Genomic DNA, 25,077 nt, shown 5'->3' with positions numbered 1-25,077 from the left:
ACAACGTCGCCAAAAGGCGACGTAAAATAATCAACTATACATTAAATAAGAAGTTCATAATATCGCCATCTTGCACGATATAATCTTTACCTTCAGCACGCATTTTGCCTGCCTCTTTAGCTCCTTGTTCACCACCGTATTTAATAAAATCATCAAAAGCAATGGTTTGCGCACGAATAAAGCCTTTTTCAAAATCGGTATGAATTTTGCCTGCTGCTTGTGGAGCGGTATCGCCAACCGAAATTGTCCATGCACGAACTTCTTTAACACCTGCGGTAAAATAAGTTTGAAGATTAAGTAAACTATAGCCAGCACGAATCACACGATTTAAGCCAGGTTCGGTTAAACCTAAATCTTGCATAAACTCATCACGATCGGCATCATCAAGTTCGGCTAGTTCTGCTTCAATTGCAGCACAAACAGGTACGACAACAGCTTTTTCTTGTTCTGCTATTGCTTTTACTTTATCTAAATAAGGATTATTTTCAAAACCATCTTCATTCACATTAGCGATATACATTGTTGGTTTTAATGTTAAAAAACTTAAATATTTAATTGCTTCAAGTTCTTCTTTGCTAAAGTCTAATAGTAGTAATTTTTTACCCTGCTCTAGATGAGGTAAACATTTTTCGAGGATCTCAAGCTCAAATTTTGCGTCTTTATCGCCACCTTTAGCGCGTTTTTGTAAACGAGTCATTGCCCGTTCACAAGCTTCAAGATCGGATAAAGCGAGTTCAGTATTAATAATCTCGATATCTTCAGCTGGGTCAATTTTTCCTGCTACATGAATGATGTTGTCGTTTTCAAAGCAACGCACTACATGACCAATAGCTTCTGTTTCGCGGATATTAGCTAAAAATTGATTTCCTAAACCTTCGCCTTTTGATGCGCCTTTAACAAGCCCAGCAATATCAACAAATTCCATGGTAGTAGGTAACGTGCGTTGTGGTTTAACGATTTTAGCTAACTCATCTAAACGGGGATCGGGCATTGGTACAACCCCAGTATTTGGCTCGATAGTACAAAACGGAAAATTAGCCGCTTCAATGTTAGCTTTAGTTAGTGCGTTAAAAAGCGTTGACTTACCTACATTCGGTAATCCGACAATCCCACATTTAAATCCCATACTGTTTGTTACCTTTTTTGTTTTAAAATATCTTAAAAATAAGGGGCGATTATATACTAAATTGCGCTATTTGTGCTAATCTTCTTATCAATAAATCAACCAATAATTAAGCAAATTGGTAATAATCATTTAGTTTATTATCCAGCCAATGTTTGCTAAAAACTATTTTTATAAGCCATACCAAGTAATGTAACTTAACGACCCAATTATTGTTCGGAATCTAAACCAATTTGATAAAGTTGATTTTTTTTAAGTCCATATATTTCAGCAGTAATGGCTGCTGCTTTTTTTAGCGGTAATTCTTTTTGCAATAGTTTAAGAGTACTAATTGCCTGAGGATCGACATCATCATCACATTTGATATGACCTTGAACAATCAATACAAATTCACCTTTTTGGCGAGAAGTATCCTCGTTTAGCCAATAAATCAACTCATTAACCTTAAAACTGACAATGGTCTCCCATGTTTTGGTTAGTTCCTTAGCTAAAATGATCTGCTTATTTGGTCCCCAAATAGTTTGCATATCGTTAAGCGTGTCTAATAAACGATGTGTTGATTCATAAAAAATCATTGTTCGTGGTTCGTCCAACAATTTTATAAGACAATCTTGGCGAGCTTTAGTTTTAGCTGGTAAAAAACCTTCATAAATAAACTTATCTGACGGCAACCCTGATGCACATAAAGCAGCAATCGCAGCACAAGCACCAGGAACGGGAACTACTTTTATGTTATTTTCGCGACAAGCCTTAACTAAATGATATCCGGGATCATTAATTAACGGAGTGCCAGCATCAGAAATCAAAGCAATTGATAACCCAGATTTAAGTTTTTCAATCAAAATATTGGACTTTTCTTGTTCATTATGATCATGTAAAGCAAACAATTTTGCTTTTATTCCAAGATGTTGTAAAAGTAAACCACTATGGCGAGTATCTTCAGCCGCAATAAGATCGACACTTTTCAGTATATTGATGGCTCTGAGTGTAATATCATCTAAGTTTCCGATGGGGGTGGCAACAATATATAAAGTCATTATTTTAAATCACATTAAATTTTTATAGAAATACGGCAAAGGTACTGTACGAAAACCTATTTTATTGTATATACTCATTACATTCAAAATAAATCCGACAAAACCAAAATAAATAGTTAATTAAAAGTAGAAAAAATAGCTTGTTTATAGCAAAATTAGGCATGTGATAACGGAATTTATATTTTGTCTAATAATGGAATTATACTAATTTAATTTGAATTTTTAGCAGTTTAGCAGTTATGTATTGCTAAAATAATCAAATAACAAATCTATAGGTAAAACTCATACAATTCTAAATGAATTTATTGATTTAACCAATAACTAATCAATATAATAGCTTTTTGCCATAAAAACGCTAAAATGTGCTAATAAAACAAGATGCGTAAAAATGCTTTGAATACAAAATAGTTAAAAACGAAATTTACGAATGAAAAGGTGTTGCTTTGAAAAAAATACTTACATTAAGTTGCTTAAGTTTGTTAATTGTTGCGTGTACGCAAACTGAGCAGGCCGAAATTGAAGATATTTCTGGCGGAGGTGGGTTATCAACCTCTTCTGTCTATACCAAACCACCAGCTAATATTTCAACAGGTGGGAGAATATCTTCCACTCCTGCTACTTACAATCCACCGATATCAAGACAGGAGACGGTTTCAAATAATAATGAGGCAAATAATACCAGCAATAATAGTACGGTGATTAGTAATGAACGTATTGTTTATAACCGTAATTACGACGATATTCCAAAAGGGGGATACCAAGGTGATACTTATACGGTTAAGAGAGGTGATACCTTATTTTATATTGCATGGGTTACTGGTAATGATTACCGTTCGCTAGCAGCTAAAAATAATATCAAAGAACCTTTTGCTTTGAATGTTGGACAAGTATTAGACGTTAGTGGTGGCGCCGTAGTGGTCACACAAAAAACTACAACGAACAATACAACAGCAATTAAATCAAATAGTGATAGCTCATCTGTAGTGATTGGACAAGCCAAAAACAAACCAACAATAACCAAGACAACAACAACTTCAATTACCACGACTGATAAATATAAACAACCAACAACAACTGAAACCACTGAAACTATAATCGAACCGCTAGACGATTCCAACAGAAGATCAACTGCAAATACAATAAACTCAAACGTTGCTAATATTTCGTGGCGATGGCCTGCACGAGGTAAGATTATTGAAAAATTTACGAAAGCAAGTAAAGGTATTGATATCTCAGGTTCAATGGGCGATAAAATTATGGCTGCGGCTGATGGACGTGTTGTGTATTCGGGCAATGCGTTGCCAGGTTATGGTAATTTGATTATTATTAAACATAATGATGACTATTTAACGGCATATGCGCACAACCAATCAATATTAGTAAAAGAACAGCAAACAGTACGTGCAGGTGAACAAATTGCCACAATGGGAGCAACGGGTACTTCGTCAGTGAGATTACACTTTGAAATCCGTTACAAAGCGCAATCGGTTGACCCGTTAAAATATTTACCTAAATAATAAGTGTTTTGAGTCAATCCTATTGGCTCAAAACAAATGGCATGTTCGGCAACGGCTTAGCGTGTCTACAGACGGAATATACCAAAAATTTAATTTACGTAATAAAGGAGTTATACTCATGGCTGTAAAAAAATTAGTGCTAATTCGACATGGAGAAAGTGTTTGGAACCAAGAAAACCGTTTTTGTGGTTGGACTGATGTTGATTTATCTGATAAAGGTAACAAAGAAGCGGCTGAAGCAGGTAAATTACTAAAAACAGAAGGTTTCACATTTGATTATGCTTATACTTCAGTACTAAAACGTGCAATTCACACATTATGGCACGTTTTAGACGAAGTAGATCAAGCATGGTTACCTGTTGAAAAAAGCTGGAAGCTAAACGAACGTCATTATGGTGCATTACAAGGTTTGAATAAAGCTGAAACAGCAGCAAAATATGGTGATGAACAAGTAAAATTATGGCGTCGTGGCTTTGCAATTACACCTCCTGCACTTGAAAAATCAGATGAACGTTTCCCTGGTCACGATTCACGTTATAGCAAACTACCTGAATCAGAATTACCATTAACCGAAAGCCTAGCATTAACTATTAAACGTGTACTACCTTACTGGGAATCAACAATTGCTCCACGTGTAGCTAAAGGTGAACGTGTTATCATTGCCGCTCATGGTAACTCACTTCGTGCATTGGTAAAACATTTAGACAACATCAGCGATGATGATATTATCGAACTAAACATCCCAACTGGTGTGCCATTAGTGTATGAATTTGATGACAATATGAAAGTTATCAAACACTACTACCTAGGCAATGCTGACGAAATCGCTGCAAAACAAGCTGCTGTTGCCAACCAAGGTAAAGCAAAATAATTATTCAATAAACTATTAAAGAGGTAGGTTATTTAACTTACCTTTTTTATTATCCAAATTATCATTTTATTTAACCACTTTTATTGATTTAATCTAATTTTGAGAATTTAATTTTGTCTAAAATCTATTATATATATGGCGTAATGAATGCCGGAAAATCTACAGAGCTTTTACAAATTGACCATAATTATTTAAGTAATAATATGCAGACTTTATTACTTAAATCATCAGTCGATACTCGTGACTCGGCAGTTGAAATTGTCTCTCGCTTAGGATTACGTAAAAAAGCGTTGCAGCTTGATGACACAACGGTTGATGAAATTATTGAGCATATCAAACAAAGCAATTATGCCTGTATACTAATCGATGAAAGCCAGTTTTTATCGCGTAATACTATTTGGAAGTTATCTGATGTATGTGACGAATATGGCGTACCAATCATGTTTTTTGGTATCAAAACCGATTATATGGGACACCTGTTTGAAGGCTCTAAAACACTACTTGAAATAGCCGACAATTTTAGAGAGCTCAAAACTGTATGCTGGTGTGGCAAAAAGGCAACCATGATCTTATTGGAAGGACAAGACGGTAAAATCGTTAAATTTGGAAATTCTATTCATCTAGGTGATAGCGAATACCACTCAGTATGCCGAAAACACTGGAAAGCAGGGAAAATAAGGCCTAAAAACTGATCCTCTTAAGATTTCACACTTATTTCTTTCAACAAGTTGCTTGTACATATGCAATATGCTTTTGGAAAAGTGTGAATAAACTCTCATTTTTGCGATTTTCTTTTTGTTGATTCTTTTTATTTTATGTCATATTAACTGACACGATTCAGTATTATCTTGTTAACTATGAGGAATCACCATGAAAATCAAAATTATTTCACTAGCTGTTGTGATTAGTTTAGTTAGTTATAATGCCAATGCTAAAGAATTTGTATTAACTGATAACGAAAAAGGTATTGCCAAAGGTAATTGGTCAGTTTCAAATCAAGATTTAGGAATAAAAGGTTCAAAATTCGCTATTCAAAATACGATCCTTAAAGGTGGTAAACAAGACGGAACTGAACTACTAACAATTTCTAGTGATAATTTCACTATTAAATTAATTCCAACTCGTGGATTGGGTATTTTGTCTGTTGTTGGTGATGGTGTTCGCATGGGATGGGATTCACCAGTAGATGAAGTCGTTCATCCTAAATATATTAACTTAGAAAGTCGGGCAGGGCTTGGTTGGCTAGACGGTTTTAACGAAATGATGGTTCGTTGTGGTTTTGAATGGACAGGCCATGTTGTGCAAGATAGTGGCATCATGTATACGCTTCATGGTCGTGCGCAAAATACACCTGTTTCTAAATTAATTGTTGATGTATCGGACAAAGCACCGTACACCATTACAGTTAAAGGGTTAATTAAAGAAAATACTTTCAAAAAAAGCAATTTAGAAACTTGGGTATCGCTGATCTATGTGCCAGGAAGTAGAGAATTTACGGTCCACGACGTTCTCACCAATAAGAGTGATTATATCCGTGATTATCAAATCATCTACCATAGTAATTTTGGTACACCTATTCTTGAAGATGGTGCTAAATTTGTTGCACCAGTTAAAGAAATATCTCCATTTAACGATTATGCAAAAGGTGGCCTTAATACGTGGCAAACTTATCTAGGTCCAACTAAAGATTTTGATGAAATGGTATTTAATGTTTATCCTTTTTCTGAGGAGAATGGCGAAACACAAGTTATGGTGACCAATAAAACTGGCGATAAAGCAGCAGGTATTAGTTTTAATACTAAACAGTTACCCGTACTATCATTATGGAAAAACACCGATACCCTCAAGCAAGGCTATGTTACAGGCTTAGAGCCAGGCACCAGTTTCGCTTATCCAGTGACTATCGAACGTGAGCAAAAACGTGTACGTCAACTTAAACCAGGACAAAGCACTGAATTTACTTTAACTTATAGTTTATTATCTAGCAAAGATGCTGTAACAAAATATGAACAAAAAATAAAAGCTATTCAAGGTAAGCAAGAAACAAAAATTGTAAATGAACCAATAGCTAAAGAGTAAATTATTAAAAATGGCTACCAACCTTATATGGTAGCCATAAAACAACTTAATAATCTCAACACTTTTCCCTTATTTTAATATTCATGATAGTAGCCTTAGCTACTTGATTCGCTATCAATAGATAGGTATAGTCACTAAATTAATAACTAGCTTTAATATCACTTATTTTTGAATGTACAATATAATTTGTAGGCTAAATAAAATAATGATTAACAATTTTATTAATATAGGATAAACATGACTCTCCAGCGGATAGTGATTGGCATTAGTGGTGCAACAGGGTTTGCTTATGGAATAAAAGCGTTAGAGCTTTTAAAATCACTTGATATTCAGACTCATTTAGTAATATCAAAAGCAGCACAAATAACGCGCACTTACGAATTTCCTAACACCAGCATAGCACAAATAGAATCACTAGCTGATAAAGTATATTCTGTCAATAATATTGGTGCGGCCATTGCAAGCGGATCGTTTAAAACTATGGGTATGCTAATTGCACCTTGCTCAATGAGGACTCTGGCTGCCATAGCACATGGCTTATCAGATAACTTACTTACTCGTGCTGCTGATGTTGCATTAAAAGAGCGTCGTCGCTTGGTATTAATGGTTCGTGAATCACCCTTAAATTTAACTCACCTAAAAAACATGGAAACCGTGACACTTATGGGGGGTGTAATATGCCCGCCAGTACCAGCTTTATATCAGCATATTGAATGTTTGGATGATATCATCACCCATAGCGTAGCAAGAGCACTTGACCTATTTGATATTAACATCCCATCGCTACCACGATGGGGCGAAGATCTGCACCTAAACACTAAAACTGAATAACACCAATAAATAAAAAATATGCAAGCCGACTCTAAAATCATAAAATTTATTAAAAATAATCATGTATTATCGCTAAACGTAATCTTACCTGACAACAAACCATGGGCATGTAACACCTTTTATGTTTTTGATGAATCGGTAATGTGTTTGTATCTTCTTTCCGAATTAAAAACCGAACACGCTAAAGCCATGTTAACAAACCCACTAATAGCGGGCACCATCAGTATTACGCCTAAGACGGTTGCACAGATCCAAGGGATCCAATTTCAAGCTCAAGCAACACGATTACAAACACAACAAGCTGAGCATGCCTATGCGTTATATTATCGGGCATTTCCCTTTGCAAGAGTACTCAAAGCGCCAATCTGGGCATTACAGTTACATTATGTGAAAATGACGAATAATTTACTGGGATTTGGGCGTAAAATTTATTGGAAAAAAGAAAAAGATTTTTAGATTTTTCTAAAAGATTATTTACGAGTCAGTTCAAATAATAATGGATAAAATGTTCAACTTAGGAATTTTGTACGAATTCCTCGTACTGCTTGCCAAAAATCTCTAAAACTACTAGAACAAAAAAAGAAATTAGCCAGTAATTAGTTTATTTTACTAAAAAATGAATTAAAAACCAATATAAATCAATAAGATATATCATCTGTTTTATAATGGAAACAAACTCCTATAGTACCGCAAAGGTAATATGCTTGCCTTTTAATTCCGCTATGTATGCCAACAATTAAGCGAAGTTAGCACGCTAAACAGAGATGTTTGGTGAGTTAGGACATTATTAGGAACATAAATTTTGGAAAAATTTAAACATCTAATATATTTATTTGCTTCAAAAATCCTCATTAAACAACGTTGTTATAAGATAGCAGTAGGAACAAGCCCAATTGTACGGTAAAATAGCTCGCATTATTACAATAAATTTCCAAGGAAAATGCATGACGACTGAAATGACAACACTCGACAAAATCAAAAAACAAATTGCCGATAACCCGATTATTTTATATATGAAAGGTTCGCCAAAATTGCCAAGCTGTGGCTTTTCGGCTCAGGCGGTGCAGGTTTTGTCGCAATGTGGTGAAGCGTTTGCTTACGTTGATATTTTACAAAACCCTGATATTCGTGCCGAATTACCTAAATTCGCTAATTGGCCAACGTTTCCACAATTATGGGTTGAAGGTGAATTAGTAGGTGGCTGTGATATTATGTTAGAGATGTTTCAAACAGGCGAACTGCAAACGCTTATTAAGCAAACTGCGGAAAAGTATAAATCCTAATTTAATGCAGTATGGTAAATTAAGCGCGCAAAATAGGCGCGCTTTTTTATTTTTATCAATTAGTGAATTAATACTGTTTACTCTTGTTTTTGTTGTCTATTATCTAAATCCTTTTTGATTTTTGCATCTACATCCGAATCTGTAACTGCCAAAGGCCATCCACCTAGTGCTTTAAATTGGTTAACGATTTTACAAAAAAGCATTGCCGTTTTTTGTGTATCGTATAGCGCACTGTGAGCTTGTTTATGATCGAATGTGATTTGTGCTACTTGGCAGGCTTTGGCTAGTACTGTTTGACCAAAAACCAAACCACTGAGTGACGCTGTGTCAAAAGTAGCAAATGGGTGAAATGGATTGCGTTTCATTCCTGTACGTTCAGCTGCTGCCATTAAAAAGCTATGATCAAAGTGTGCGTTATGCGCAACAATCACCGCCCGAGTACATTCACTAGCTTTTATGCCTGATCTAACCATTTTAAAAATTTCGTCTAAGGTGTGCTTTTCGTCAACACCGCCACGAAGTGGATTATCAGGATCGATGCCATTAAAAGCAAGGGCTGCTGGTTCTAAAATTGCACCACTAAATGGATTGACATTAAATTGTAAGGATTGATCTGGCTCTAGCCAGCCATCTGGGGTCATTTTTAAGGTGATAGCGGCGATTTCTAAAATAGCGTTGATTTTTGGATCGAATCCAGATGTTTCAATATCAATTACAACAGGATAAAACCCTCGAAAGCGTTCACATAATTTGGCGTTTGGCACGTTAATTTTTCTTATCTATCAAAAAAGCGCTATTATGCCAGCTTTTAACCTGTTCGCCTAGCATTGGCTTTAATAGTTTATATTCAATTTATTAATCTTTGTTAAAGATATTACGGTAAATTTTATACAAATTACATTAAAACCAATGAATAGGTGTCATTATCGGTTAAAGTGATTATAATTATCAATCATTGTGACATAATATTAAAACCGAGCAAATAATGCACCAATTTGAATTAGAACAAATTATTAATAATGAACTGCAAATTAGTCGTTATCGTGACTATGCGCCAAATGGAATGCAAGTCCAGGGGCGTAAGCAAGTGAATAAAATTGTTACAGGAGTTACCGCCAGTCAGTTATTGTTAGATAAGGCGGTTGAATTAAAGGCTGATGCGGTTCTGGTACATCATGGTTATTTTTGGAAGAGTGAGCCGCAAATCATTACAGGCATTAAATATCAAAGAATTAAAACTCTATTAACTAACGATATTAATTTATATAGTTATCACTTGCCATTAGATGGCCATCCTGTTTTGGGCAATAATATTGAACTGGCTAATTTATTGGGTATTTCAGTCGATAAACGCAATGACATTACCGATCTGCTTTTTACTGGTACATTAAACACGCCACTTACTGCTTTACAATTTAAATACCAACTTGAGCAAGTATTACACAATAACCAGCAACAAGTACTATTTTGTGGTGATAATGCTCCGCAAGTTATTAATCGAATTGCATGGTGTAGTGGTGGAGGGCAAGATTATATTGAACAAGCAGCATTAATGGGAGTGGATGCTTTTTTTACTGGCGAAGTGTCTGAACGCACTATCCACATTGCGCGTGAATATGGCATTAATTTTTATGCCGCTGGACACCATGCTACCGAGCGTTATGGTATTAAAAAATTGGGTGAATGGTTAGCCAGTTGTTACGGTGTTGAGGTTATTTTTGTTGATATAGATAATCCTGTATAACAAAAGTTGAATTTAGTCTAGAAATATCGCATACTTATTTACAGATTTTTATTCTTTACGTTGTGTTATAAACCAATTATATGAGAGGTCATTTTATGTTTACAGGAAGTCTGGTCGCACTTGTTACTCCCATGGATACAAAAGGAAACGTGGACCACGTAAGCTTAAAAAAATTGGTCGAATATCATATTACAAATGGAACATCGGGTATTGTTTCGGTTGGTACAACAGGCGAATCAGCAACACTTGATCACTATGAGCATATTGATGTGATTAAAAGAACAATTGACTATGCAGATGGGCGCATTGCTATTATTGCTGGCACTGGCGCAAACGCAACGAAGGAGGCTGTAGAATTAACCCGTAAGATCGAGAATATTGGTGTCATAGGCTGTTTAACGGTTGCACCTTATTATAACAAACCGACTCAAGAAGGCATGTATCAGCACTTTAAATCTATTGCTGAAAGTACGGAGTTGCCACAGATTCTATATAATGTACCAGGGCGCACTAGCAGTGATATTAAGCCTGAAACTGTTGGACGGTTAGCTAAAATCAAAAATATTGTTGCATTAAAAGATGCAACGGGCGATCTTTCAAGAGTTTATCCTACACGAAAATTAGTTGGCTCTGATTTTAAGTTACTGAGTGGCGATGATTCAACCTTTTTAGATTTTATGATTTTAGGTGGTGATGGTGTTATTTCTGTTACAGCTAATGTTGCAGCTAAGGTCGTTGCTACTGTGTGTCAGCTTGTGGCTAATAATCAAATTCAAGAAGCCCGTAGTTTAAATGACACGTTAATGGCTTTACATCACAATTTATTCATTGAACCTAACCCAACGCCAGCTAAGTGGGCTTGCGCAAGATTAGGTTTAATGCAAAGTGCAACAATTCGGTTACCAATGATATCGTTAAGCACATCGTCAATTCCTATGGTTGAACAAGCATTAAAAGAGGCGAATTTACTGTAGTATAACTTTCAATTTAAAAAGCAGATATTTATGTTAAATAGCACATTAAACAAAATTTCAAACATAGCCCTATTTAAAGGTAATGTCATTAAAAAAACAGTGGTTTTAACCGCTGTAACTTCTCTATTTCTTGTCAGTTGTAGCAGTGATCAAAATTTTAAGCGGGAAGTTGAAGGTAATGAAGATTACCTTAAATCACCTACGTTAAAACCGTTAATTATTCCTGAAAGTATTTCGGTGCCTGCAGAAAGTGGTGAATTTTATGTTGTTAAAACTGAGTTTAAAGGTAATTTAGGAAAAAAACTTGACATTAGACCACCAATTTTACCAATCCCAACTATTCAAGATGTGCTTGCGGTTTATAATAATGGTTCAGTTACTTTTAATGTGCCATTAAGCAATAATGTATGGAATCGCATTCCTGATAGCTTAAGTAGGAAAAATATCCCTATTGCTAGCCATGACAATAATACTATTAAAACCAATAAAGCCTTTATGGCGCGTGCAGACGAAGATCAAGCGGTTGAAGCCACTTATTCAATTTCAAGACAATTATTAGGCGATACCGAAACAATCACTATTTCAATCATTTCGTTAACCCGAGGTTTCGACGATTTAATTTCGCAACCCATTGAGGTTCAGCGCTATGTTGTTGGTTTGTTTAATGATATAATGGATAATGTTGCACCTGATTCGGTTCGCGTTGTGCCACGAAAAGCACAAAATGAAGAGATTGAAAAGGAAAATGCTAAAAGTAAGAAACCAGCAACAGCCGTGAACAGTGCAAATCAAGAATAAGTTTCGAATTTAAGGAGCGAATAGCTCCTTAATTATTTATTGGCAATTGATATAAGGTTATAAACATGAAAAAGTTGGCTGAGCTTTATCGTGGTAAAGCTAAAACGGTATATGCCACCGAAAATTCTGATTTATTAATTCTTGAGTTTCGTAATGATACATCGGCATTTGACGGATTGCGTATCGAACAGCTAGATCGTAAAGGCATGGTTAATAATAAATTTAACTATTTTATTATGAGCAAATTACGCGAGGCTGGCATTCCAACTCAAGTTGAGGCCTTATTATCTGACAATGAAGTGCTTGTCAAAAAATTGCAAATGGTACCTGTTGAATGTGTGGTACGTAATCGAGCAGCGGGCTCTTTAGTTAAACGTTTAGGAATTGAAGAAGGTAAAGTTCTAAATCCTCCTACGTTTGAATTATTCCTAAAAAACGATGTATTGCATGATCCAATGGTTAATGAATCACACTGCAAGGCTTTTGATTGGGCTAGTGATGATCAACTCGCTAGAATGAAAGAACTTAGCTTTAAAATTAACACCATTTTGACCGATTTGTTTGATAAAGCAGGACTAATATTGGTTGATTACAAACTCGAATTTGGATTATTTAAAGGCGAAATCACTTTGGGTGATGAGTTTTCTCCTGATGGTTGCCGTTTGTGGGAAAAAGAGACAATGAAAAAAATGGACAAAGATCGCTTTCGTCAAGGTTTGGGCGGTGTGATTGAAGCCTATGAAGAAGTAGCAAAACGAATTGGTGTTCCTTTGTAATGTTTGCACAGTTTGATATCTCTTTCTTTTTACTTTTGGGGTTAGCGGCTCTGTGTTATTTAACACACAATAACACCGTGACATTTGCAGTGCTGTTATTGTTACTGTTTAAATTAACGCCGCTTGCCACTTATTTTCCATTTTTAAATCAATATGGCTTAACAATTGGTGTTGTTATTTTAACTGCCGCAATGATGGTGCCTTTAGCTGATGGCTCGTTAAAAATAGGCGATATTGCTAAATCATTTACCACGTGGCAATCTATATTAGCTATTTTTGTTGGAATTTTAGTATCTTGGCTTGGTACGCGAGGTATATCCCTCATTGGTGCGCACCCTACTATTATTAATGGTTTAATTATTGGTACGCTAATTGGTGTGGCTTTTTTCAAAGGTATTCCTGTTGGTCCTCTGATTGCTGCAGGTATTTTGTCGTTGTTAATTGGAAAAAGTTAACCTATGCACAATTATCCCAACAGCACAAGGATGCTATGGGTGTTACAGGGTGAAGCAACACAGTCATTCAAGCAACTTAGTCAAACTATTTGTCATTACTCAGGTGATTGGTTAACGGTTACATCTCACTCCGAACTTTCTAGTTATTTACCCAATACATTAATTTCTGATGTAATACCGCCCAATCAAACTAAACAGTTGTTGGGGCAACAGTATCGACATGCTATTTTTGATGCAACGGTAGGATTTAATCTTGATGCCTTTGCTATGCTTGTTGGCACGTTAGTTAAAGGTAGTATATTGGTTTTATTATTGCCTAAAAATCTGTCTACTTGGCATGATCAAGATAGCTTACGCTGGAACGAAAGCCAAATGCCCATTAATGTGCCTAATTTCGTTGCACATTTAATACGGACTTTAACTGAATTTGGTTTATCAATTTATCCTAAAATTTCATCAAAACAGGTTATATCCTCCAAGATATCCCTGCCTGAAGTTATTATTGATAACGTTTGTGATTTAGCCGAGCAACAAGCAACTTTAAAACAATTATTAAATAGCACTAAGCCTATTAACGTATTAGTCGCTAAACGTGGACGCGGTAAATCGGCACTAGCTGGGTTATTTAGCCATTACCAACGTTGTATTGTGACAGCACCAAATAAATCAGCACTGAACACCTTTTTTGATTTTGCTAAGCCCGATACCCCATTTTTTGCCCCAGATGAATTAATTGCTCAATCATGTATTACTGTTGCCGATTATTTAATTATTGATGAAGCTGCCATGATCCCACTTCCCATGCTGGAAAAATTGTTAAAATTAGCTAAAACAAATAACACTCGAGTATTATTAATAACGACGGCTGATGGGTATGAGGGCACAGGACAGGGCTTTTTGTTGAAATTGTTATCAAATAAAGCATATCAATATTTTGAGCTATTTAGCCCCATCCGCTGGCAGGCAGGCGATATGCTAGAGCAATTTAGCGATCGATTGTTACTTAATGGTTTATTAACAAAGGGCGATTATTTTGATGTAAGCTCATCATCAATCCAAAATTCAAAAGTTGAACGTAATAATGTTGATATATTAAGATCGATATTTTATTTATTGAAAGTAGCTCATTACCAAACTACGTTAGTTGATTTAAGACGTCTGTTTGATGCGCAAAATTTGACAATTTGGCAAACAACAGCTAACAATAACCAAATAGCTGCTGCACTCACGGTTGTTGAAGGTAACTTACCTGATAGTTTAATAACCGAAGTGTGGCAAGGTACGCGTCGACCAAAAGGTAATTTAGTAGCACAGTCGTTAGTCGCCCACGCAGGTGAGCAACAGGCGGCTAAATTGCGCTCAGTTCGGATTAATCGTATTGCGGTCATTAGTGCCTATCGGCGACGGAATATAGCAAGGCAACTTGTACAAACTATCTTTGAAGATGCCAAAGCACAGAATATCGACTTTTTATCGGTTAGCTTTGCTTATACCCCGTCTAATTACCAATTTTGGATTGCTTGTGGATTTGTTTTGGTGCATGTCAGTAGTCATAAACAGGCAAATAGTGGTAGTTATTCAGTTATGGCGCTAAAGCCATTAACCGATTCGGGACGAAATCTAATCATTAAATTAAAACAAAAATTACAGCGTAATGTTTATTGGCTCAAAGATATTATTGATTTACCATTTACTGAGATGATTGAAAGTAAAGATAAGTCACAATTAACACAAGATTTAGACGCCTACGATTTTGATGAACTAAATGGGTTTGCTTACTATCATCGACCGTTTGAAGCCACTTATGCCACACTGTGTCGATTAGTTCGCTATAATCAAACGCATCAACAATCGCAACCACAGCAACAACTAACATTGCCTGTGTTATCAGCACTGATAAAAAGCAAAAACAATCAAACTTTGCTCATTAGTTCATATCAACTTGCAGGAAAAAATGCATTAATGCAAACCATCAAGCAAGAGATCAAAACATGGTTAGCAATTCAAGTTAGTAATTCATAGTTAGAGATTCATAGTTAGAGATTCATAGTTAGAGATTCATAGTTAGTAAATAATGGCAATAATGTGCTTTTTGACGAAAAAACCAATAATAAAGATAGCTGATTATCATTGCAGGTTACCAAGGGCTATGTTTACAATAGTTATCATGTTTAAGTTCAACTTAATTTTTACCTAACTAGTTTTAACTGAACTAGTTTTAACATAATTCGTTTTAATTAAAAAGGAATCGAATGTGACGCAAAATAAATTAGAAAACCAAGCACAACATCGCCATTCAAAAAAACAAACTCAAAATCCAAAAAATCAACCCACGACAGGTATTGAGTATTTTTTTAAAGGTTGGTCATTGGCGTTTAGTCCAGGTATTAAGCGATTTGTTTTTTTACCATTAATTGCCAATGTTGTGATTATGTCAGCATTATTTTATTGGTTCTTTACGGCTATCTCGGGCATGGTTGATTGGGGAGTGTCGTATATGCCAAGTTGGTTACATTGGCTTGGATATATTATTGTTTTTATTGTTATTTTAGCATTGGTTATTTTATTTTGTTATTTCTTTAGTACGGTAACCAATATCATAGCAGCTCCGTTTAATGGCTTGTTAGCTGAACAGGTTGAAGCACAGTTAACGGGGATCCCCGCAGCAGATATGTCGTGGATAAGTCTTATTAAGGATCTTCCTCGTATTTTTAAACGTGAACTACAAAAACTACTTAACTATTTATTATGGGCAATTCCGATACTGCTAACTTACTTTATTCCTGTTATTGGGCAATCAGTAACGCCAGTGGTTTGGTTTTTATTTACCGCTTGGCAAATTAATATTCAATATGCTGATTACTCCTTTGATAACCACAAAATTACTTTTCAGCGTATGCGTGAATTACTCAAGCAAGATCGGGTAGATAATTTAACTTTTGGTATTATAGTTAGCTTCTTTACCATGGTGCCATTGCTTAATTTAATTGTTATGCCTATTGCGGTATGTGGCGCAACGGCAATGTGGGTTGATCGTTACCGTCATCAAGCCTTATTTAATAGTAGCAGCCAAGACTTTCGTTAAGCAGGGAGTTATTTTTTCTTCGTCGAATTTGTTGATGGCCAATCATCGTTGTCATCTTGATAAGGGATAGGTTTTATCCCTTTCTTTTTTTCAAGATACGCTTTATAACTTAGTCGATTCAGTGCCTTAATAGTATTAATAAAAATCCCAATTAAAATCACCACAATTATCCACCAGTAATCTTTAAGCCATTCCATCGTACTTCCTCTTAGGTTAAAATCGTAATCGCCAAGTTATAGTTGCTAGGTCAACAACAATTGTTTCCACAATTATGCCAACAATAATTTTTCTAATATGCGGTTATAAATTGCCGTTAAGGTAATTATATCTTTGCAGTTGGCGTTTTCGTTGACTTTGTGAATAGTCTTATTTAATACACCTAGTTCGATCACTTGACAGCCCATCTTAGCAATAAAGCGTCCATCTGAAGTACCGCCGCTGGTCGATAGCTTGGTATCAATGTTGGTAAATTCCTTAATAGCACTTGCAGCAGCGTTAGTTAAATCGCCTTGTGGTGTTAAAAAAGGATGTCCTGATAATCGCCAAGATAACGTATAGTTCAAATTATGTTTTTGTAAAATCTGCTCAACGTGCGCTTTAATTATCGTATCAGTTAATTCACTACTATAGCGAAAGTTAAATTGCACACTTAGATCACCTGGCACAATGTTTTCAGCACCTGTACCGCTATTAATATTGGCAATTTGCATAGTTGTTTGAGGAAAATACTGATTGCCTTTATCCCAAACTGTGCTAACCAATTCATTTAATGCAGGTGCAAAACGATGGACAGGGTTATCGGCAAGGTGAGGATAAGCCACATGACCTTGAATACCATGCACAACTAAATTAGCTGTTAGTGAACCACGGCGACCGTTTTTAATTTGATCGCCAAGTACAGCATCGCTTGACGGTTCGCCCACAATACAATAATCAATACGTTCTTGACGCTTCATTAGCAAATCGACAACCTTAACAGTGCCATCGGTTGCATCGGCCTCTTCGTCTGATGTAATTAAAAAAGCTACTCGCCCAGCGTGATTTGGATGTTGCTTAACAAAATCTTCAGCCGCACAAACCATGGCAGCAACGCCACTTTTCATGTCAGATGCACCACGTCCATAAAGCACGCCTTGTTCATCAATGGTTGGCGAAAAAGGAGGATAAAGCCATTTGCTTTCATCACCAGCTGGTACGACATCGGTATGTCCAGCAAACATTAAGGTTTTGCTGTTAGCCTCGCCATGATAAGCCCATAAATTTTTGGTCTTTCCAATATTAACTTCTTCAATAGTAAAACCGAGCGGTTTTAGCCGTTCAATAATCATTTTTTGACAATTTTTATCGTCAGGACTTATTGATTTTTCGGCGATGAGTGCTTGAGTCAGAGCAATAACAGGTTCAGTCATAGTGGTCTCGATTTTTTATTTAGATTGCAAAATAAATTGTGAATAAAGTTCCTCTGAAAAGCCCAACAATGCACGCTTCCCATCGATAAGTAAAGGGCGTTTTAAAATAGATGGATTGGCTAACATAATCTTTTTAGCTGTTTGAGTATTATTAACTTCAGCACGAACAGATTCATCTAAATTACGCCAAGTAGTGCCCCGTGTATTGAGCAAGCTTTGCCAATCAATCAATTGTAAAAAAGCATCCAATAGCTCCTCTGAAAGCCCATCGGTTTTATAATTATGAAATTGATAGCTTACATGATGATCATCAAGCCAAGTAAAAGCTTTTTTCATCGTATTGCAGTTTTTGATACCGTAGATGATATACATATTAGGTGATCCAACATTGAAAATAATAGCAAAGATTATAACAGTTATCGGCCTGAAGCGGCAAACTAAAGGGATTTATTTGTATTAATTCATATTAATACTCATATTTAAACTTAGTTGTTAAAGCCAAATGGTTATTAGTGAAAGTTTGAAAATTTTAAATAATTTGGATGGTGAGTTAAGAAATGAATTTTTGAACAGATAATTTCACTCATTTTGAAAAGATCAAACTTGTGCTAACCCTTTTTTTAATAATAAATAAAATATAATAAAAACAACACACTAAAAAAGCTCTAAAAAAAAGGGTTTTTAAAAGCAAAAATCCTATTTGTCTTTTGCGAAACAAGATTTATAGTATATCGGATTCTAGTTTACCGCCGAGTAGGCGGTTTAGAAATTCACAATCTCTATATTCTGCCGATTGTATCCGTTTACCGCCGAGTAGGCGGTTTAGAAATAAAACAGGGAGCTGTTACTCCACACTTAGCAGTTTACCGCCGAGTAGGCGGTTTAGAAAAATATGTTTCTGAATGTCTCTCGCCTAGCTAGGCTTACCGCTGAGTAGGTGCCATATAAATTAAAAAAGCCCTCAGACGAGAGCAATAGGTATCTACTGACAGAATAGCTGGCTATGGTTATTAGCTGTGTTCAAAAATTTTATAGAACACTTAAGCTAGTCATTAACAATCCATTATCAATAACATAAAATAAATATTAATCAATTAATTAAAACATTTATCAACAAAGTAACGCATAATTCGATTATTGGCGGTTAGTTCGGGGTGAAATGAGCAAACCAAAATATTATCTTGCTGTGCCATCACACAATGATTATCAATAAAAGCTAGCTGATTGACTTGCTCACCGGCTTTGGCAATATAAGGCGCACGAATAAATACTGCTGGAATTTGCTCACCAATATTTGGTATCTCTAACATTGTTTCAAAGCTGTTAATTTGCCGACCAAAACCATTGCGTTCAACGCAAATATCCATCAAATCTAATAATTCGACCTCGTTATGAGTTGCCGTTTTGCCACAGAGCACTAGTCCAGCACAAGTACCTAAGATTCCTTTTCCTTGTTTGGCAAATTGTTGAATGGGCGTTAAAAGCCCATTTTGTTTAACTAATCGACTAATTGTGGTCGACTCTCCGCCGGGAATGATTAAACCATCTAAATTAGCTAATTGTTCGGGTTTCTGAACTAGTGTAGCTTGTACATTATCGATACTATTTAGCATCGAAATATGCTCACTAACTGCTCCTTGTAAGTTGAGCACACCAATGTACTTAACATTGCTTATTTTGGATGATTTTGCCATTACCAACCTCGATCTTGCATTCTTTCTGATTGAGCAAGTGTGCTGATTTCAATCCCTTTCATGGCTTCGCCTAATCCTTTTGATAATTCGGCTAATCGTGGATAATCATCAAAATAAGTAGTAGCTTGCACAATGGCTTTGGCAAACTTTTCTGGATTTTGAGATTTAAAAATGCCCGATCCAACAAAAACACCGTCGGCACCCAGTTGCATCATAAGTGCCGCATCGGCAGGGGTAGCAACGCCGCCAGCGGCAAAATTTACAACTGGTAACTTACCTAGTTGTTTTACTTGTAATACAAGCTCATAAGGTGCGCCAATTTCTTTAGCAAAAGTCATTAGCTCATCTTTTGATTTTCCTGTGACCAAACGGATTTGCTCATTTACTTTACGCATATGGCGAACAGCTTCAACAATATTCCCTGTTCCTGGTTCGCCTTTGGTACGTAACATTGATGTTCCTTCACCAATTCGACGTAGTGCTTCACCTAAATCACGACAGCCACAAACAAAAGGCACGGTAAATTCATCTTTTAGAAGATGGTACTGTTCATCGGCTGGGGTTAGTACTTCGCTTTCGTCAATATAATCAACCCCCATTGATTCTAAAATACGTGCTTCAACAATGTGGCCAATACGTGCCTTAGCCATGACAGGTATACTAACTGCATTCATGACTTGTTCAACAATAGTAGGATCTGCCATTCGAGCGACACCACCAGCAGCTCGAATATCTGACGGTACTCTCTCTAAAGCCATTACCGCAACTGCACCAGCTTGTTCGGCAATTTTAGCTTGTTCAGCATTAACAACATCCATGATTACGCCACCTTTTTGCATTTGTGCCATACCACGTTTAACGGTCTGTGTTCCTGTAATTTGATTCATTTTTTACTCCTAGTTGAAAATTGGTCTTGTTTGAAAAGTATTATTCAAAAAGAAACAGTTAGACGAAACAGCCAATTGGACTATAATAAAACCATCCAATTTTAGGTTTATTGGTGTTACTATAAAAATGTTCAGATAGAATATTGATTTTATTTTATTTTTAATGTGTTTCTAAAAAAACAAGTGTCTAAAATATGTGGCAAAAACAAAAACTAACCCAATTTGAAGGATCGCTTTTTCAACAACTGACTCACTTAATTGAACATTATATTGAGCAAGGAATTTTGATTGCAGGCGAAAGGTTACCTTCAGAAAGGGAGCTAGCTAAAATGTTACAGATTAACCGCTCAACTGTTGTACATGCACTGGAGCTGTTGACTGAACGAAGCATATTACTTCGACGTCGAGGTAGTGGCACTTATGTCAATAATAAAAAATGGGGCGTGCAAACGTATTCATCGATCAATTGGTGTTTACCAGCCCATTTTTATCGAGATAAAAAATCATTTTATCAACAAAAAGTGGCACAAGTGCGTGCGCAACAAGTGCAAATTTGTGATCTGGCTAATGGTGATTTGCCAACTAATTTAATTCCCAAACTTCAGCTACCCAATACCTCGTTAAATGAATTGATTATGCATGAAAAAAACAGCGATACATTACAATTAGGTTTACCATCGCTTAAAGCTCAAATTGCAATTTACATGCAAACGCAGTTTTCTATGCAAGTTGATATTAACGAAATTTTAATTACATCGGGCACGCAGCAGTCGTTATTTCTTATTACACAGGGTTTACTTAAGCCAGGTGATACAGTTGGAATTGAATCTCCATCCTATTTTTACTCTTTACCTTTGTTTCAGGCTGCTGGATTACGTTTATATGGTATTGAATGTGATAATGAAGGTATTACTATTGAAAGCCTAGCAAATTGCGTACAACAACATCAAATAAAATGGTTGTTTTTGAATCCTATATTTCAAAACCCAATGGGCTTTGTTATGAGTAATAGACGAAAACAGGCAATTGTTGCATTTTGTCGCTCGCAATGTATTGGTATTGTTGAGGATGACGCCTATAGCAGTTTAGCGTTTAAACCTAATTCGCCGGTATTGCCCATTAAAAAATGGGATCAGCATAATCAAGTTATCTATTTAGGATCGCTATCAAAATATATAGGGGCAAATATTCGTATTGGGTGGATGGTGGCGCCGCGCGATATTATTACAAATCTGGCCAATATTCGGCAACACATTGATTCGGGGTTAAGTATATTGCCACAATTATTAGCTCAAGAATATCTACAACATCATCACACTGTCCATCAACAACACTTACGGCAAACATTACAAATCAAAGCAGAGCAGTTAATGCATTGGTTGGATTGCTATTTCGGTGGTGAGATTACTTATCACCCCCCACTAGGTGGCTTTCATTTATATGCGCATTTACCTGTAAAAACGGTAGCGCAGGAATTAGCCTTACTTAACCAACTGTTATCAAAAGGTGTAACGGTATCGCAAGGTGTTGATTTTGGCGATAACTTAGGGGCACTCAGATTAAGTTATGGTCATTTTGATCAAGAAATAATTTCAGAAAAATTATAAAAATACTTCCTTTTTTAGTTACAATAAAATTGATTTTATTGTCGTTCAATATGTAATCTTTTAAAAAACTCCATAATAATCATTTTATTAAAAAGTTATCAACAGGCTTATTCAGTAATTATCAAGTCATACAGTGCATAAGTATCTTAAATCCCTTTTTGAATTATCCGCAAAATAACACCATTTAACCAATTATTGAAATTAGTTTCTTCTTGTTATTTGCTTTTGTAACTCAATACTAATAATTGCCACAATTTATAACATTATGATTAAATATAAAATCACTTATAGACAACAATAGTTCTTAAACCAAATTTAGCTAATTACTTACCTTTTTTAACTCTACTTTACTATTAAGACAAATATGTTAGTTTACTGTCACTATTCTAACTCGTTATAATTACAAGCATCAGGTGAAAACCATAAACGATATTAGGAGACTATTTTGCATCTTTCATCTAAGGCTTTTCGTATTTTAGGTATTATCGCTACAGTGGCGTCATTAGGGATGTATGTTTCTTATATTCCACAAATCATCGATAATTTGCATGGATTGAAAACAAATCCAATTCAACCATTAGCCGCTTCCATTAACTGCTCGCTATGGGTCTGCTATGGGCTGCTACAAGAAAAGAAAGATTGGCCACTAGCAATTGCTAATTCGCCAGGAGTGCTTTTTGGGTTAATTGCCTTTTTTACTGCTCTGTAATTTACATTAAGCCATTATGTAACAGGTAATCAGTTGTTCTTAAATTATCGCTTTTTTGGGGAAGTTATTGTTAGAGTTAATAATAAATTTCAACAAGAATTGCAAAAAAGATCTATTTTTGTTTTTAAATTAAATCGAAAATTGTGCAGGTTAATATTTAACCATTAAAAAAATAACTTAATAATTATAATGTTATTAAGTTATTAACAGGTTTGTTAAATACTTATCAAATTGTACAGTGAATAAATCAAGTTAATCGATTTGCTTTAATATTACTGATAAAATGATAGTTTTATGATGCATCCAAAAAACAAATAACCGTCAAAAGGAAAAGGAAATGAAAAAATTAACCGGTTTATTTATACTTAGTTTACCAATGTTAGCAGTAGCATCAAATTGTGGTGAAATTAGTGCTAATATTGTTGAAAAAATTAAAAATAATGGCGTTGATCCATCAAGATTTCAATTAAAACTTGAACCTTCTGATAATTCAGAACGAAAAATTAATGGAAAAATTGTGGGATCATGCGATCGAGGTCGCCAGAATATTGTTTATGTTCGTTTGGATGATTTAGCAATGCAAACCCAAACTCAGCTAACTAAAACAAAAGATGAAACTGAGAGTAGTAATGATAAAGCGAAACAATCAATAAACACTCCAACCGAATCTGCGGCAGCAGAGGGTAAATTACCTGTTAAAAATTAATTAGATCATTTTTGCAGAAAATATAGGGCGTAATGCCCTATATTTATATGCTTGGAATTATAGCAAATGGCTATAATTTGCTTTAACATCATCGTCCCATACACTTGATTGTACTTGACCAATGTGTTTTTGTTGTAAAAGCAACATAACCAAACGTGATTGCCCAATTCCACCACCAATGGTTTGTAACAAATCGCCATTGATTAATGCTTTATGCCAAGCAAACTCTAAACGATCTTCGTCATTTGTTAGTTTTAATTGACGTTTTAACGTTTCAGGATCGACCCGAATTCCCATTGATGAAATTTCAAATGCCCTATGCAAAATTGGATTCCACACTAAAATATCGCCATTTAAGCCATTAGATCCTAAATCGTTTTCACTGCTCCAGTCATCATAATCAGGTGCACGAGCATCGTGCTTTTCATTATTTGATAATTTACCGCCAATACCAATTAAAAACACGGCTCCAAGCTCTTTAGTTATTGCGTTTTCACGCTCTTTTGGGGATAAATTTGGATAGCGTTTTAATAACTGCTCACTATCGATAAAGGTGATAGATTCGGGTAAAAATTGTGAAAGATGATACTGTTGTGAAACAATTTTTTCGGTCGCTTTAATGGCAGCATAAATATTTTCGACCGTTTGTTTTAGATAAGTTAAATTGCGATCTTCTGGGCGAATTACTTTTTCCCAATCCCACTGATCAACATAAACTGAATGAATTGGCGAAAGTTGATCTTCGTCTGGGCGTAATGCTTTCATATTAGTGTAGATTCCTTCGCCAACTTCGAAATGGTGATCGCTTAAGATTTTACGTTTCCATTTAGCTAGTGAATGTACCACTTCATATTGTGTATTAGGTATTGCTTTTACCTTAACTTGCACTGGGTGTTCGGTTCCTGACAAATTATCTTGAATACCATCGCCAACTTTACTTAGTAACGGAGCTTGCACTTCGATCAGTGATAAACGCTCGGCAAGTTGATTAGCAAAAAACTGCTTAACAAAGCTAATTTGCTGTTGCTGCTCTTTAAAAGATATCATCATGTGTACGCTCTAGTTATTTCCGTGTATAAGTAAAGTAAACTAGATGATTAAATTTTGCAAGATGAAGATAGAGGTGTATAGCATTGGATAGCCGATATTATTTTTCTATCATATAGATAAAATGTTTGAAACCTAACCGAACTTTAAAATGTAACTCTCCCCTAAAATAATACAGCAAAAAAGTAGAAAATTCTCTATGATAAAAGTAAAGAGGATTTAAACATGAAAAAAATGACTGAACATCAAATCGTCGCTATTTTAAAAGAAGCTGAAGCGGGTATTCCGGTTAAAGAACTCTGTCGTAAATATGGCATGGGTAATTCAACTTTCTATAAATGGCGGGAAAAATACGGCGGAATGGAAACTTCGGATATCAAACGCTTAAAGGAGCTGGAGGCTGAAAACCGTAAGCTTAAACAGATGTTTGCCGAACTGAGCTTAA

27 protein-coding genes are annotated in these 25,077 nt (G+C 35.5%); 18 read left to right on the top strand and 9 right to left on the bottom strand.

Annotated elements, in window-relative coordinates; all coding sequences use genetic code 11:
* Positions 1 to 34: 34 nt before the first annotated feature.
* Positions 35 to 1,126, bottom strand: a complete 1,092-nt coding sequence (gene ychF / locus A9G43_RS05635; protein ID WP_065607346.1) for a redox-regulated ATPase YchF — start codon at positions 1,124 to 1,126, stop codon at positions 35 to 37.
* A 206-nt stretch (positions 1,127 to 1,332) separates the two neighbouring features.
* Positions 1,333 to 2,160 carry a 16S rRNA (cytidine(1402)-2'-O)-methyltransferase gene (gene rsmI / locus A9G43_RS05630; protein ID WP_065607344.1) on the bottom strand — a complete coding sequence of 276 codons (828 nt, stop codon included), beginning with the start codon at positions 2,158 to 2,160 and terminating at the stop codon, positions 1,333 to 1,335.
* Positions 2,161 to 2,603: 443 nt separating this feature from the next.
* On the opposite strand from rsmI, the gene nlpD reads away from it, so the two are divergent.
* The 7 genes from nlpD (at position 2,604) to A9G43_RS05595 (ending at position 8,741) form a co-directional block, all read left to right on the top strand.
* The gene (nlpD, locus tag A9G43_RS05625; RefSeq protein WP_065607342.1) at positions 2,604 to 3,677 is read left to right on the top strand and encodes a murein hydrolase activator NlpD; all 1,074 of its coding nucleotides are present in this window, start codon (positions 2,604 to 2,606) and stop codon (positions 3,675 to 3,677) included.
* 118 nt (positions 3,678 to 3,795) lie between these two features.
* Positions 3,796 to 4,548, top strand: coding sequence for a 2,3-diphosphoglycerate-dependent phosphoglycerate mutase (gene gpmA / locus A9G43_RS05620; protein ID WP_065607340.1), 753 nt, complete (start codon positions 3,796 to 3,798; stop codon positions 4,546 to 4,548).
* Positions 4,549 to 4,661: 113 nt separating this feature from the next.
* On the top strand, positions 4,662 to 5,240 hold the full coding sequence (locus A9G43_RS05615; RefSeq protein WP_065607338.1) for a thymidine kinase: 579 nt from the start codon (positions 4,662 to 4,664) through the stop codon (positions 5,238 to 5,240).
* 178 nt (positions 5,241 to 5,418) lie between these two features.
* Positions 5,419 to 6,627, top strand: a complete 1,209-nt coding sequence (locus tag A9G43_RS05610) for an aldose 1-epimerase family protein (protein WP_065607336.1) — start codon at positions 5,419 to 5,421, stop codon at positions 6,625 to 6,627.
* Positions 6,628 to 6,864: 237 nt separating this feature from the next.
* Positions 6,865 to 7,458 (top strand): UbiX family flavin prenyltransferase, encoded by a 594-nt coding sequence (locus tag A9G43_RS05605; RefSeq protein WP_065607334.1) that lies wholly within the window; start codon positions 6,865 to 6,867, stop codon positions 7,456 to 7,458.
* An 18-nt stretch (positions 7,459 to 7,476) separates the two neighbouring features.
* The gene (locus A9G43_RS05600) at positions 7,477 to 7,914 is read left to right on the top strand and encodes a hypothetical protein (RefSeq protein ID WP_065607332.1); all 438 of its coding nucleotides are present in this window, start codon (positions 7,477 to 7,479) and stop codon (positions 7,912 to 7,914) included.
* 500 nt (positions 7,915 to 8,414) lie between these two features.
* A complete protein-coding gene (locus A9G43_RS05595) occupies positions 8,415 to 8,741 on the top strand; it encodes a Grx4 family monothiol glutaredoxin (RefSeq protein WP_034914241.1) in 327 nt (108 codons plus the stop codon).
* Positions 8,742 to 8,818: 77 nt separating this feature from the next.
* On the opposite strand, the gene rnt is transcribed toward A9G43_RS05595, so the two are convergent.
* Positions 8,819 to 9,505 carry a ribonuclease T gene (gene rnt / locus A9G43_RS05590; RefSeq protein ID WP_218058621.1) on the bottom strand — a complete coding sequence of 229 codons (687 nt, stop codon included), beginning with the start codon at positions 9,503 to 9,505 and terminating at the stop codon, positions 8,819 to 8,821.
* A 221-nt stretch (positions 9,506 to 9,726) separates the two neighbouring features.
* Between rnt and A9G43_RS05585 the strand changes: the two genes are divergently transcribed.
* From A9G43_RS05585 to cysZ, 7 genes are all read left to right on the top strand, one after another.
* Positions 9,727 to 10,485 (top strand): Nif3-like dinuclear metal center hexameric protein, encoded by a 759-nt coding sequence (locus A9G43_RS05585; RefSeq protein ID WP_065607328.1) that lies wholly within the window; start codon positions 9,727 to 9,729, stop codon positions 10,483 to 10,485.
* Positions 10,486 to 10,580: 95 nt separating this feature from the next.
* Entirely contained in the window at positions 10,581 to 11,459 is an 879-nt protein-coding gene (gene dapA / locus A9G43_RS05580; protein ID WP_065607326.1) for a 4-hydroxy-tetrahydrodipicolinate synthase, read from the top strand.
* A gap of 30 nt (positions 11,460 to 11,489) precedes the next feature.
* Complete coding sequence (bamC, locus tag A9G43_RS05575; RefSeq protein WP_065607324.1) at positions 11,490 to 12,257, top strand: outer membrane protein assembly factor BamC; 768 nt, start codon at positions 11,490 to 11,492, stop codon at positions 12,255 to 12,257.
* 65 nt (positions 12,258 to 12,322) lie between these two features.
* On the top strand, positions 12,323 to 13,033 hold the full coding sequence (gene purC, locus A9G43_RS05570; RefSeq protein WP_065607322.1) for a phosphoribosylaminoimidazolesuccinocarboxamide synthase: 711 nt from the start codon (positions 12,323 to 12,325) through the stop codon (positions 13,031 to 13,033).
* Complete coding sequence (locus tag A9G43_RS05565; RefSeq protein WP_065607320.1) at positions 13,033 to 13,488, top strand: DUF441 domain-containing protein; 456 nt, start codon at positions 13,033 to 13,035, stop codon at positions 13,486 to 13,488. Before purC ends, A9G43_RS05565 begins: the two co-directional genes overlap by 1 nt.
* 39 nt (positions 13,489 to 13,527) lie before the next feature.
* The gene (locus tag A9G43_RS05560) at positions 13,528 to 15,510 is read left to right on the top strand and encodes a GNAT family N-acetyltransferase (protein WP_065607318.1); all 1,983 of its coding nucleotides are present in this window, start codon (positions 13,528 to 13,530) and stop codon (positions 15,508 to 15,510) included.
* 232 nt (positions 15,511 to 15,742) lie between these two features.
* Positions 15,743 to 16,573: a sulfate transporter CysZ gene (gene cysZ / locus A9G43_RS05555; RefSeq protein WP_081298040.1), complete on the top strand. Its 831-nt coding sequence runs from the start codon at positions 15,743 to 15,745 to the stop codon at positions 16,571 to 16,573.
* An 8-nt stretch (positions 16,574 to 16,581) separates the two neighbouring features.
* Here the strand turns inward: cysZ and A9G43_RS05550 are convergent, their stop codons facing one another.
* From A9G43_RS05550 to pdxS, 5 genes are all read right to left on the bottom strand, one after another.
* Positions 16,582 to 16,770, bottom strand: coding sequence for a YpfN family protein (locus A9G43_RS05550; protein WP_065607316.1), 189 nt, complete (start codon positions 16,768 to 16,770; stop codon positions 16,582 to 16,584).
* A 72-nt stretch (positions 16,771 to 16,842) separates the two neighbouring features.
* Complete coding sequence (dapE, locus tag A9G43_RS05545) at positions 16,843 to 17,982, bottom strand: succinyl-diaminopimelate desuccinylase (protein ID WP_065607314.1); 1,140 nt, start codon at positions 17,980 to 17,982, stop codon at positions 16,843 to 16,845.
* A gap of 15 nt (positions 17,983 to 17,997) precedes the next feature.
* Complete coding sequence (locus A9G43_RS05540; protein WP_065607311.1) at positions 17,998 to 18,354, bottom strand: ArsC family reductase; 357 nt, start codon at positions 18,352 to 18,354, stop codon at positions 17,998 to 18,000.
* A gap of 722 nt (positions 18,355 to 19,076) precedes the next feature.
* The gene (pdxT, locus tag A9G43_RS05535) at positions 19,077 to 19,676 is read right to left on the bottom strand and encodes a pyridoxal 5'-phosphate synthase glutaminase subunit PdxT (RefSeq protein ID WP_065607310.1); all 600 of its coding nucleotides are present in this window, start codon (positions 19,674 to 19,676) and stop codon (positions 19,077 to 19,079) included.
* Positions 19,676 to 20,563, bottom strand: coding sequence for a pyridoxal 5'-phosphate synthase lyase subunit PdxS (gene pdxS, locus A9G43_RS05530; RefSeq protein WP_065574357.1), 888 nt, complete (start codon positions 20,561 to 20,563; stop codon positions 19,676 to 19,678). The genes pdxT and pdxS overlap by 1 nt, the downstream gene beginning before the upstream one ends.
* A 194-nt stretch (positions 20,564 to 20,757) precedes the next feature.
* Between pdxS and A9G43_RS05525 the strand changes: the two genes are divergently transcribed.
* The 3 genes from A9G43_RS05525 to A9G43_RS05515 all read left to right on the top strand — a co-directional run bounded on the left by A9G43_RS05525 (position 20,758) and on the right by A9G43_RS05515 (position 23,585).
* Entirely contained in the window at positions 20,758 to 22,170 is a 1,413-nt protein-coding gene (locus tag A9G43_RS05525; RefSeq protein ID WP_065607308.1) for an aminotransferase-like domain-containing protein, read from the top strand.
* 445 nt (positions 22,171 to 22,615) lie between these two features.
* On the top strand, positions 22,616 to 22,879 hold the full coding sequence (locus A9G43_RS05520) for a SemiSWEET family transporter (protein ID WP_081298039.1): 264 nt from the start codon (positions 22,616 to 22,618) through the stop codon (positions 22,877 to 22,879).
* A gap of 337 nt (positions 22,880 to 23,216) precedes the next feature.
* Positions 23,217 to 23,585 (top strand): DUF1161 domain-containing protein, encoded by a 369-nt coding sequence (locus A9G43_RS05515; RefSeq protein ID WP_065607306.1) that lies wholly within the window; start codon positions 23,217 to 23,219, stop codon positions 23,583 to 23,585.
* 57 nt (positions 23,586 to 23,642) lie between these two features.
* Here the strand turns inward: A9G43_RS05515 and asnA are convergent, their stop codons facing one another.
* Positions 23,643 to 24,635: an aspartate--ammonia ligase gene (asnA, locus tag A9G43_RS05510; protein ID WP_065607305.1), complete on the bottom strand. Its 993-nt coding sequence runs from the start codon at positions 24,633 to 24,635 to the stop codon at positions 23,643 to 23,645.
* A gap of 222 nt (positions 24,636 to 24,857) precedes the next feature.
* Here asnA and A9G43_RS05505 point away from each other — a divergent pair.
* A partial coding sequence (locus A9G43_RS05505) for a transposase (RefSeq protein WP_065606286.1) occupies positions 24,858 to 25,077 on the top strand: 220 nt, incomplete at its 3' end.

The sequence above is a fragment of the Gilliamella sp. Occ3-1 genome, from assembly GCF_001690655.1.
GTDB classification, from domain to species: Bacteria; Pseudomonadota; Gammaproteobacteria; order Enterobacterales; family Orbaceae; genus Gilliamella; species Gilliamella apicola_P.
This window is presented reverse-complemented; position numbering and strand designations above follow the sequence as displayed.

Excerpts from the sequence above, each read along its gene's own strand:
- A9G43_RS05610 (WP_065607336.1), top strand. The coding sequence starts at position 5,419 with ATGAAAATCAAAATTATTTCACTAGCTGTTGTGATTAGTTTAGTTAGT.
- ychF (WP_065607346.1), bottom strand. The coding sequence starts at position 1,126 with ATGGGATTTAAATGTGGGATTGTCGGATTACCGAATGTAGGTAAGTCA.
- pdxT (WP_065607310.1), bottom strand. The coding sequence starts at position 19,676 with ATGGCAAAATCATCCAAAATAAGCAATGTTAAGTACATTGGTGTGCTC.
- dapA (WP_065607326.1), top strand. The coding sequence starts at position 10,581 with ATGTTTACAGGAAGTCTGGTCGCACTTGTTACTCCCATGGATACAAAA.
- A9G43_RS05595 (WP_034914241.1), top strand. The coding sequence starts at position 8,415 with ATGACAACACTCGACAAAATCAAAAAACAAATTGCCGATAACCCGATT.
- asnA (WP_065607305.1), bottom strand. The coding sequence starts at position 24,635 with ATGATGATATCTTTTAAAGAGCAGCAACAGCAAATTAGCTTTGTTAAG.
- A9G43_RS05585 (WP_065607328.1), top strand. The coding sequence starts at position 9,727 with ATGCACCAATTTGAATTAGAACAAATTATTAATAATGAACTGCAAATT.
- A9G43_RS05515 (WP_065607306.1), top strand. The coding sequence starts at position 23,217 with ATGAAAAAATTAACCGGTTTATTTATACTTAGTTTACCAATGTTAGCA.
- A9G43_RS05525 (WP_065607308.1), top strand. The coding sequence starts at position 20,758 with ATGTGGCAAAAACAAAAACTAACCCAATTTGAAGGATCGCTTTTTCAA.
- pdxS (WP_065574357.1), bottom strand. The coding sequence starts at position 20,563 with ATGAATCAAATTACAGGAACACAGACCGTTAAACGTGGTATGGCACAA.
- A9G43_RS05565 (WP_065607320.1), top strand. The coding sequence starts at position 13,033 with ATGTTTGCACAGTTTGATATCTCTTTCTTTTTACTTTTGGGGTTAGCG.
- purC (WP_065607322.1), top strand. The coding sequence starts at position 12,323 with ATGAAAAAGTTGGCTGAGCTTTATCGTGGTAAAGCTAAAACGGTATAT.
- A9G43_RS05605 (WP_065607334.1), top strand. The coding sequence starts at position 6,865 with ATGACTCTCCAGCGGATAGTGATTGGCATTAGTGGTGCAACAGGGTTT.
- A9G43_RS05540 (WP_065607311.1), bottom strand. The coding sequence starts at position 18,354 with ATGTATATCATCTACGGTATCAAAAACTGCAATACGATGAAAAAAGCT.
- rsmI (WP_065607344.1), bottom strand. The coding sequence starts at position 2,160 with ATGACTTTATATATTGTTGCCACCCCCATCGGAAACTTAGATGATATT.
- A9G43_RS05600 (WP_065607332.1), top strand. The coding sequence starts at position 7,477 with ATGCAAGCCGACTCTAAAATCATAAAATTTATTAAAAATAATCATGTA.
- dapE (WP_065607314.1), bottom strand. The coding sequence starts at position 17,982 with ATGACTGAACCTGTTATTGCTCTGACTCAAGCACTCATCGCCGAAAAA.
- gpmA (WP_065607340.1), top strand. The coding sequence starts at position 3,796 with ATGGCTGTAAAAAAATTAGTGCTAATTCGACATGGAGAAAGTGTTTGG.
- A9G43_RS05550 (WP_065607316.1), bottom strand. The coding sequence starts at position 16,770 with ATGGAATGGCTTAAAGATTACTGGTGGATAATTGTGGTGATTTTAATT.
- bamC (WP_065607324.1), top strand. The coding sequence starts at position 11,490 with ATGTTAAATAGCACATTAAACAAAATTTCAAACATAGCCCTATTTAAA.